Here is a 9183-nt window from a genome sequence, read left to right as displayed (position 1 = left end):
GGGGGCGCCCCCCCCCGCGGCGAGCCAGCGGGCCAGCAGCCCGCCCGGGACCTCCTCCGCGGTGAGCGCGAAGGTGCGGTGGTCGCGCCAGGCGCCGTCGATGTGCAGGTAGCCGTGGCGCAGGCCCTCGTCGCGGAAGCCGAGCTTCTCGACCACGCGCAGGCTCGCGGCGTTCTCGGGGCGGATGTTGACCTCGACCCGGTGCAGCCCGACCGACCGGAAGCAGTGGTCGGTGACCATCGCCACGGCGGTGGGCGTGATGCCGCGGCCGGCGACGCGCTGGTCCACCCAGTAGCCGACGGTCCCGGAGCGCAGCGAGCCCCACGCCACGCCCGCGACCGTCAGCTGGCCGACCATGCGCCCGCGGTGCTCCACGACGAAGGGCAGCGCCTGGCCGAGGCGCGCCTGCTGCCGCAGCTCGCGCACCATCGCCGAGAAGGACGGCGGGGGCAGCGAGCCCGCCGGCGGCGTCGCCTCCCACGGCGCGAGCCACCGGGCGTTGGCGTCGCGCAGCCGCCCCCACGCCGTGCGGTCCCCACGGCGCAGGGGCCGGAGCCCCACGTCCTGCGAGCGCAGCTCCACCGGCCAGCCGTTCACCGGCGGCCCTCCGTGACCGGGGCGGGGACCCGGACGAGGACCTGAACGGTGCTCACGGGCGCGGGTGGTCGCCGCCGGCGACCTGGTCCAGCGCGTGCGGCAGCACCTCGGCGAGCACCTCGAGCCCGTCGCGGCACGCGCCCGGGGAGCCGGGGAGGTTGACGACGAGCGCGGTGCCGGCCGTGCCGGCCAGGCCGCGGGACAGGGACGCCGTCGGCACGCCCTTGTCCCGCCCGCGCGCCCGCAGGGCCTCGGCCAGCCCGGGCAGCTCCCGGTCCAGCAGCGGCGCCGTCTGCTCGGGCGTCAGGTCGCGCGGCGTCAGCCCCGTCCCGCCCGTCGTCACGACGACGGCCGCACCGCGCCCCAGCGCCGCGCGCAGGGCCCGGCCGACGGGCTCGCCGTCCTCGACGACGACCGCGTCGTCGACCGCGAGCCCGAGCGCGCGCAGCCCCTCCACGAGCAGGGGGCCGGTCTCGTCGGCGTAGGTGCCCCGCGCCGCGCGGGTGGAGGCGACGACCACCGCGCCCGTGCGGGGCACCGCCGCGCCCGGGCCCCCGGGCTCCGGTGCCTGCTCAGCCACGGGTCCAGCTCCCCGAGCGTCCGCCGCTCTTGGCCGTCACGCGCACGTCGGTGATGACGGCGGCGCGGTCGAGGGCCTTGACCATGTCGACGAGGGCGAGGCCGGCGACGGCGACGCACGTGAGCGCCTCCATCTCGACCCCGGTCCGGTCCGCCGTGCGCACGGTCGCGGCGACCTCCACGCCGTCGTCGACGACCTCGAGGTCGACCTCGACGGCGTGGACGGCGACCGGGTGCGCCAGCGGGACGAGGTCGGGAGTGCGCTTGGCGGCCTGCAGGCCGGCGACCCGGGCGACGGCGAGGGCGTCGCCCTTGGGGACGCCCCCGGCACGCAGGGCCTCGACGACGGCGGGCGAGCACAGCACGCGACCGGCCGCGGACGCCGTGCGGACGGTCACGTCCTTCGCGGAGACGTCGACCATGCGGGCGCGTCCCCGGTCGTCGAGGTGCGTGAACCCGGTCACGCCCCGGCCCCCGGCCGGGGGTCCGCGGCGGGGTCCGACGGCGGCGGGCCACCGCGCTCGAGGAGCATGCACGACAGCCTGTCACCGGGGCGGACGTCCGTCACCTCCTCCGGCACCACGGCCAGCGCGGTCGCGGTCACGAGGTCGGCCACGAGGTGGCTGCCGGGCCCGCCGATGGCGCCCACGTGCGCCGTGCCGTCGGCGTCGCGCTCCAGCCGGACGCGGTAGAGCTGCCGCTTGCCGGGCACCGAGGTCCAGCCGCGGTCGACGACGGCCTCGACGACGGGCCGCTGCAGCTCCTCCTCGCCGAGCACGCGCCGCAGCCACGGCCGCACGAAGGCCTCGAAGGAGACGTAGGCGCTCACCGGGTTCCCCGGCAGCGTGAGCACGCGGACCTCCCGGCCGGCGTCGTCCCGCAGCCGGCCCTCGCCCTGGGGGCCGCCCGGCTGCATCGCGACCCGGACGAACGACACCGCGCCACCGGCGGCGAGCGCCTCCTTGACGACCTCGTAGGCGCCGGCGCTGACCCCGCCCGTCGTCAGCACCAGGTCGGCGGTCGGGAGCTCGGCGCGCAGGACCGCGAGCAGCCGCCCGGGGTCGTCCTCGACGGCCCGCACGCGGCGGGCGAGCGCCCCGGCCTCGCGGCAGGCGGCGACGAGCGCCGTGGAGTTCGAGTCGTGGATCTGCCCCGGGCTCAGCTCCTCCCCCGGCTCGACGACCTCGCTGCCGGTGGACAGCACGACGACGCGCGGCCGCGGGCGGACGAGGACGTCGGCGCGGCCGAGCGAGGCCAGCAGCCCCAGGTGCCGTGGGGAGAGACGCTCCCCCGCCCGCAGCACGCGCTCGCCGGTCTCGACGTCCTCGCCGGCCCGACGGACGTTGCGGCCCGGCCCGACGGGACGTCCCACCGCCACCCGCGCCGGCGGCGGCCCCGTCTGGGCCGCGTCGGTCCACTCGACCTGGACGACGGCGACGTCCGGCGTCCGGGTCGGGTCCTCCGCCTGCGGCACCGGCGCGCCGGTCATGACGCGCACCGCCGTCCCGGGCCGCAGGGCCGGCACGTGGGCGGCGCCCGCCGGGACGTCGCCCACGACGTCGAGCACGGCCGGCGCGTCCTCGGCCGCCGTCGCGACGTCCGCGGCCAGCACGGCGTAGCCGTCCATCGAGGAGCCGTCGAAGCGGGGCAGCGGGCCCCCGGCGACGACGTCCTCGGCCAGGACGAGGTCGAGCGCGTCCAGCAGCGGCAGCCGCCGGGGCAGCAGCGGCTGCGCGCCGTCTAGGACGACGGCGAGGTGCCCCTCCAGCGAGCGCGCTCCGCCGCCCGGCCCGGTCGCCCGGGCCGCGCCCCCGCCGGTCAGGAGCGCCCGGCCGGGTCGGCCGTCAGCTCGTCGACGCTGTCCCGCAGCCACGCGCGCAGCTCGGGCCCGAGGTCGTCCCGCTCGCAGGCGAGGCGGACCACGGCCTTGATGTAGTCCAGCTTGTCGCCCGTGTCGTAGCGGCGGCCGCGGAAGACGACGCCGGTGACACCGCCGCCGTCCTCGGCGGGCATCCCCGCGAGCGTCTGCAGCGCGTCGGTCAGCTGGATCTCGCCGCCCTTGCCGGGCGGCGTCCGCTCGAGGACCCCGAAGACGGCCGGGTGCAGCACGTACCGGCCGATGATCGCGAGGTTGGAGGGGGCGTCCTCGACCGCGGGCTTCTCGACCATGCCGGTGATGCGGACGACGTCCTCCTCCAGCGCGTCGGACCCGCCCTCGTCGAGGGTCGCGCAGCCGTAGAGGTACACCTGGTCCTCGGGCACCTCGAGCAGCGCGACGACGCTGCCCCCCAGCCGCTCCTGGACCGCGGTCATGGTCTGCAGCAGGGGGTCGCGCGGGTCGATGAGGTCGTCGCCGAGGAGGACGGCGAAGGGCTCGTCGCCGACGTGCGCCTTCGCGACGAGGACGGCGTGCCCGAGGCCCTTGGGGTCGCCCTGGCGCACGTAGTGCACCTGCGCGAGGTCGGTGGAGCTGCGGACCTTGTCGAGCTTGGTGTCGTCGCCCTTGGCCTCCAGGCCGGCCTCCAGCTCGACGTTGCGGTCGAAGTGGTCCTCCAGGGCGCGCTTGCCGCGGCCGGTGACCATGAGCACGTCGTGCATGCCGGCGTCGACGGCCTCGCGGACCACGTACTCGATGGCCGGCACGTCCACCACGGGCAGCATCTCCTTCGGTGACGCCTTCGTCGCCGGCAGGAAGCGCGTGCCCTGTCCCGCCGCGGGGATCACGGCCTTCTGGATGCTCATGCGGCGCAGGCTAGCCGCGCGCCCCGACCGGGGGCCCCACGGCGAGCGGCACGCTCACCCCGTCGGCCGCGCGGGTGGCGGACGCACGGACGGCTCCCGCAGACTCCTCCCATGGGCGCCGACGGCCGGGCACCCCGGCGCGAGGACTCCTCCGGCGCCGCGCTCCCGGGCCGGCCGCGGGACCAGGACCCGGACCCGCACCGTCCGCCGGACCAGGAGAAGGCGGACCGGGAGAAGGCGGACCGGGAGGAGCCGGACCGGCAGAAGGCGGACCGGGAGAAGGCGGTCCTGCGCCGGTCCGTCCTCGACCGGCGGCGACGGCGCGGGACGCGGGAGCGCGCGGCCCTGGCGGGGCAGTTGCGCGACGTCGTCCTCGCCGCGGGCGTGCTGCCCGCCGACGGGGCGGTCGCGTGCTACTCCTCCCGCGGCACCGAGCCGGGCACCTGGCCGCTGGTCGCGGCGCTGGCCGCTCAGGGGCGGCGGGTGCTCCTGCCGCACACCCACGACGGGTCGGACGGCGGCGGGGTCCGCCTCGGCTGGGGGGTGGCGCACGGGACGGCCGGCTCGCCCGACGGCCCGCCGCTGCCCGGTCCGGACCTCGGGCCCGACGCCCTCGCCGAGGTGGTCGCGGTGCTCGTGCCCGCCCTGGCCGTCGACACCGCCGGTCGACGGCTGGGCCGGGGCGGCGGCTACTACGACCGGGCGCTCGGGCGCCTGGTCGCGGCCGGCGGCGCCCTGCCGCCCGTCGTCGCCCTCGTCCACGAGGACGAGGTGCTCGACGCGTGCGTGGAGCCGGTGCCGTCGGCGGACCACGACGTCCGCGTCGCCCACGTCGCGACGGCGAGCCGCTGGCGCCGGCTCGACTGAGGAGGCGGGGGACCGGGCGTCCGCGCCGCCGGGTCAGCCGGCCGCCGCCTCGGGGGTCAGCACGAGCTCGTCGCGCGCCGCCTCCTGCACCGCCTCGGGCGAGGACGGCCACGGGAACGTGCGCCCGTCGGCCCAGGCGCCCAGCTGGTCGGTCATGTGCCCGCTCCACGGGTGCTCGCTGACCCCCGTCAGGTCGACCCAGCGCGAGGCGTCGAGGTCGGCGAGGTCGACGACCATGCGCATCGACGGGACGGCGGTGACGGCGTAGCCCTCGCGGGCGTCCCACGACGTCGCGTCGACGACAGAGGTGCTGCCCCCGAGCTCGACGGGCCCGGCGGTCCAGAGGGACCGGACGGGCCACGGCACCGACGGGTCGCCCAGCGGCTGCTGGCGCAGCTCGAGGCGGTGCAGCCGTCCCCACCGCCACTCCTCCGGGTCCGCGCCCAGGCTGGCGGTCAGCTCCAGCCGGGCGTCCACGAGGGCACGGCCGAGCACCTGGTCGCGGGTCTCGACGACCGTCGTCGTCGTCGCGTCGTCCCACCAGCGGCTGTCCGGCTCGTCCAGCAGGTCGCCGACGACGGTGAACCAGCGACCGCCGCCCGAGGGCTGGGCGGCCTCGGGGAGCTGGTCGGCGAACGTCCGGCGCAGCAGGTTGGACCACACGGCCGCGTAGTAGGCGGCCGGGGCGGAGTCGGCCGTCGTCCTGCCGTCCCAGTCGCGGAGCAGCGCCACCGCCTCACGGGTGAAGGCCCGCTGCTCGGGCGTCGAGCCGCCGCCCTCGGGCAGCGGTGCGGCCAGCAGCTGCGGGACGAGGACCTCGGCGAAGGGGTCGTGGGTGTCGGTCTGCAGGTCGAGCAGGTCCTGCGTCGTGATCGGGCGGCCGTCGGCCACCCACCCCTCGAGCACCTCGCGGATGCGCTGCGAGCGGTAGCCCTGGGCGAGGTCGGCCGAGAGGAACGGCGAGCGGGCGTCGGTCACCTGCTGGTTGGCCGTGACGACGAGGCCGTCCGCGGGGTCCAGCTCGGAGGGCAAGTCCGCGAAGGGGACGGTGCCGGTCCAGTCGTAGGCCGGGTCCCAGCCGAGCCGGGGCCAGGTGCCGTCGGTCTGCCCGAGACCGCCGCCCACGCGGCGCACCGGGACGCTGCCGGAGGACTGGTAGCCGACGCTGCCGTCGGTGCCGGCGTAGACGATGTTCTGGCCCGGCACCTCGAAGGTCTCCGCCGCCGCCCGCAGGTCGTCCCAGCCCGTCGCCGCGTCGAGGGCGAAGACGGCGTCCATGGTCCGCCCCGGCGTCAGCGCCGTCCACGCCAGCGAGACGGCGTAGCCGCCCAGCCCCGACGAGGGCGCGAGGTCGGGGACGGGGGCGGAGCGTCCGGCGGCGGCCACCGCGGGCAGGACGTCGGAGACCAGCGGCCCGTGGCCCGTGCTCCGCACCGTGATGGCCACGGGCTCGCCGCCCGCCACCCGGATCGTCTCCGTCCGCGAGGAGACCGGCAGCTCCTCCCCGTCGTACAGGTAGGTGTCGCCCCCCTCGCCGCCCCGCACCCGCTCGAGGAAGAGGTCGGTCACGTCGGCGCCCAGGTTGGTGAAGCCCCACGCCACCTGCGGCGTGTGCCCGATGACGACGCCCGGCATCCCCGCGAAGGAGAAGCCCGCGACGTCGAAGGGGCACGCGTCGGTGACCTCGGTGCAGTGCAGCCCCACCTGGGACCACGTGCTGGGCAGCTCGGCCGCCAGGTGCGGGTCGTTCGCGAGCAGGGGCTCGCCCGTCGCGGTGTGCTCGCCGGAGACCGCCCAGGCGTTGGACCCGATGCCGCCGTCGCCCGCCCCGCGGGCGCCCAGCAGGTCCGGGACGGCGTCGAGCGCCCGCTGCGCGGCGCCGAGCGGGTCCCCGGCGCTGCCGAGAGCCGCGGTCAGCGCGTCCGTGGAGGCCGCGCGCGCCGCCGGGTCCACGTCCGCCGGGTCCCCTCCGCCGAGGGGTGCGGGGCCGACGTCGGTCGTCGACGCCGCCGGGGCGAGCGCGTCCGTCGTCGTGACGATCGGCTGGTTCCCCGCGGCGGAGGGGTCGGGGTGCAGCTGCTCGACGAGGTCGACGTCCCCGACGACGCCGTAGGCGGTGGCGCGGGAGAGCTCGTCGTCGTAGTTGGAGCGCAGCGACCAGGCCATCGCCTTCAGCCAGGCGAGGGAGTCGACCGGGGTCCACTCCTCGACCGGGGCGAGGTCGACCTGCGCACCCAGCGCCGTGTAGGCGGCCGACAGCTCGCTCGGCGAGCGGCCGGCGGTGTACGCGTTGACCCCGTCCGCGTAGGCCTCCAGGTAGGCGCGGGTCTCCGGCGCGAGCAGCGGCAGCTCCGCCTCGGCGACGCGCCGCCACCCCATGGTGCGGACGACGACGTCCGCCTCGACCGCCTCCGGCACGTCGCCGAGCAGCTCGGCGAGGCGGCCGGCCGTCGTGTGCCGCCGCAGGTCCATCTGGAAGAAGCGGTCCTGCGCGTGCACGTAGCCCTGCACCCGGAACAGGTCCTCGGCGTCGTCGGCGTAGACCTGCGGGACACCCTGCTCGTCCCGGAGCACCCGCACCTGGCCGGAGAGCCCGGGGACGGCGACCTCGCCCGAGACGTCGGGCAGGGGGCGGCGGACGAGGACGACGGCCGCGGCCGCCGCGACCAGGGCCGTCACGAGGAGGGCGGCCAGGGCGACGACCCCGGCGGAGCGGAGGCGGGCCACGCCGCGACACTAGCCGCCGACGTCGGCGCCCCCGGGCGACCGGGAGGTCGGGACGGCGCACGGGGGTACTGTTGGCACTCGTGATTGGGGAGTGCCAGTCACCGGGCGGGCGCCGCGCTGCGACACCGCTCGCGCCGCTCTCGCCGCCCGTCGGCGCGTCCTGCCGTGGAGGCCACCGTGCCCGTCTACTCCTACCGCTGCACCGAGTGCGACACCCCCCTCGAGGTGCAGCAGTCGTTCAGCGACCCGAGCCTCACCGAGTGCCCCACCTGCTCCGGGCGGCTGCGCAAGGTCTTCAGCACCGTCGGCATCGTGTTCAAGGGCTCCGGCTTCTACCGCAACGACTCCCGCAGCGAGAGCCGCGGCGGCTCCTCCGGTGAGTCCCGCGGCGGCTCGGACGGCGCCAAGGAGAAGGCCTCGGGGAGCGGCTCCGACTCGTCCGGCACGGCGGCGAAGAGCAGCTCGGACAAGGGGGCCAGCTCCTCCGGCGGCTCCGACAAGGGCTCCGGCTCGGGCGGCAGCGCCTCCGGCGGCTCCGGCACCTCGTCCTCCACCGCGTCGGGCTCCTCGGGGAGCAGCTCCAGCGGCTCGGCCGCCTGAGCCCGACCCCCGGCGCACCTGCGGGCGGTCGCCCCACCGGAGACCTCCTGCCCACCGCCCGCAGCCCTGCGGCGTCGTCCACAGGCACCGGAAGCGATCGACCGACCGCCGGGCGCGGCGCCTAGCGTCCCGCCCGTGGCGCTGCGACGGATCGGGGGGCGAGGGGGCGGGGGCCGAACGGGCGGGGTCACGGCGCCCGTGGCGCCGGCACGGCGGGTGCCGTGGCGCCACGGCATCACCGCCCTCCGGATCCGCCGCCTCGTCGGAGCCGTCCTGCTGGCGGCCGCGGCGGGGACTGCCGTCGAGGCGCTGCTGCCCGAGGACGACGTCCGCACCCCGTCCGTGCTCGCCGCCGCCACCGACCTGCCGGCCGGCCACGTCCTCGCGGCCGACGACCTCGTCCCCGTCGCGCTCCCGGACGACCTCGTCCCGGCCGGCGCGCTCGACCCCTCGCACGCGGACGGCGTCGCAGGTCGGCGGCTGGCCGGGCCGGTGGGCGCGGGCGAGGTCGTCACGGGCGTCCGGCTCGCCGGGCGGGGCCTGCTGGCGGGACAACCCGCCGGGACGGTGGCGCTCGCCGTGCCCGTCCTGCCGGCTTCGGCGGACCTCGTACGTCCGGGCGACGACGTCGCGGTCCTCACCAGCGCGACCGACCCGCTGACCGGCGCCCTCCTGAGCCCGGACGACCCTGCGACCCGAGGCGCCACGGTGGGCGACCTCACCGCTCCGGGCGCCCCGGCGCCCCGTGCCGTCGTCCTCGACGTCCCGGCGGCCGCGGCGGCGGGCGCTCTCGGCGGGGTGGGCGCGAGCGCCGGCGACGGGGTGGTCGTCCTGGCCGTCAGCGCGACCGACGCGCAGCAGCTCGCACAGGCCGCCGCAGGAGGTCCGCCGGTCGTCCTCGCGGTGCTGCCCTGACTCAAAAGGGTGGTGGTCGGTCGTCGCGCCAGGAGTTGGGGGGCTGGTGCTGCTGGTGCTCGTCCGGCTGCGGCCGCTGCTCGTGCTGGTGGGGTCGGGTGTCGGGCTGCGTGTCGTGGCGTGCGGTGGCCTGGCGCGTCCAGGTGGTGTCGGTCG

9 protein-coding genes are annotated in these 9183 nt (G+C 77.7%); 3 read left to right on the top strand and 6 right to left on the bottom strand.

Annotation, left to right across the window (positions count from 1 at the left end):
* The 5 genes from WDZ17_RS16405 to galU all read right to left on the bottom strand — a co-directional run.
* The coding region (locus WDZ17_RS16405; RefSeq protein WP_339576257.1) for a GNAT family N-acetyltransferase at positions 1-597 on the bottom strand (597 nt) is incomplete at its 3' end.
* Positions 598-649: 52 nt separating this feature from the next.
* The gene (locus WDZ17_RS16400) at positions 650-1177 is read right to left on the bottom strand and encodes a MogA/MoaB family molybdenum cofactor biosynthesis protein (RefSeq protein WP_339576256.1); all 528 of its coding nucleotides are present in this window, start codon (positions 1175-1177) and stop codon (positions 650-652) included.
* A complete protein-coding gene (moaC, locus tag WDZ17_RS16395) occupies positions 1170-1598 on the bottom strand; it encodes a cyclic pyranopterin monophosphate synthase MoaC (RefSeq protein ID WP_422632019.1) in 429 nt (142 codons plus the stop codon). Before moaC ends, WDZ17_RS16400 begins: the two co-directional genes overlap by 8 nt.
* Before the next feature lie 38 nt (positions 1599-1636).
* Entirely contained in the window at positions 1637-3049 is a 1413-nt protein-coding gene (glp, locus tag WDZ17_RS16390) for a molybdotransferase-like divisome protein Glp (RefSeq protein WP_339576254.1), read from the bottom strand.
* Positions 2995-3918 carry a UTP--glucose-1-phosphate uridylyltransferase GalU gene (gene galU, locus WDZ17_RS16385; protein WP_339576253.1) on the bottom strand — a complete coding sequence of 308 codons (924 nt, stop codon included), beginning with the start codon at positions 3916-3918 and terminating at the stop codon, positions 2995-2997. Before galU ends, glp begins: the two co-directional genes overlap by 55 nt.
* A gap of 111 nt (positions 3919-4029) precedes the next feature.
* Here galU and WDZ17_RS16380 point away from each other — a divergent pair, with 111 nt between their 5' ends.
* The gene (locus WDZ17_RS16380; RefSeq protein ID WP_339576252.1) at positions 4030-4785 is read left to right on the top strand and encodes a 5-formyltetrahydrofolate cyclo-ligase; all 756 of its coding nucleotides are present in this window, start codon (positions 4030-4032) and stop codon (positions 4783-4785) included.
* Between the two features lie 33 nt (positions 4786-4818).
* Here WDZ17_RS16380 and WDZ17_RS16375 read toward each other — a convergent pair whose 3' ends face one another.
* Positions 4819-7512 (bottom strand): penicillin acylase family protein, encoded by a 2694-nt coding sequence (locus tag WDZ17_RS16375; protein ID WP_339576251.1) that lies wholly within the window; start codon positions 7510-7512, stop codon positions 4819-4821.
* A 177-nt stretch (positions 7513-7689) separates the two neighbouring features.
* On the opposite strand from WDZ17_RS16375, the gene WDZ17_RS16370 reads away from it, so the two are divergent.
* Together WDZ17_RS16370 and WDZ17_RS16365 are read left to right on the top strand one after the other, a co-directional pair.
* Positions 7690-8112, top strand: a complete 423-nt coding sequence (locus tag WDZ17_RS16370) for an FmdB family zinc ribbon protein (protein WP_339576250.1) — start codon at positions 7690-7692, stop codon at positions 8110-8112.
* A gap of 135 nt (positions 8113-8247) precedes the next feature.
* On the top strand, positions 8248-9027 hold the full coding sequence (locus WDZ17_RS16365) for an SAF domain-containing protein (protein ID WP_339576249.1): 780 nt from the start codon (positions 8248-8250) through the stop codon (positions 9025-9027).
* Positions 9028-9183: the final 156 nt, after the last annotated feature.

The organism is Pseudokineococcus basanitobsidens, from assembly GCF_037482545.1.
GTDB classification, from domain to species: Bacteria; Actinomycetota; Actinomycetes; order Actinomycetales; family Quadrisphaeraceae; genus Pseudokineococcus; species Pseudokineococcus basanitobsidens.
The sequence above is the reverse complement of the archived record's forward strand: the minus strand, read 5'-3'. Positions and strand labels throughout refer to the sequence as shown.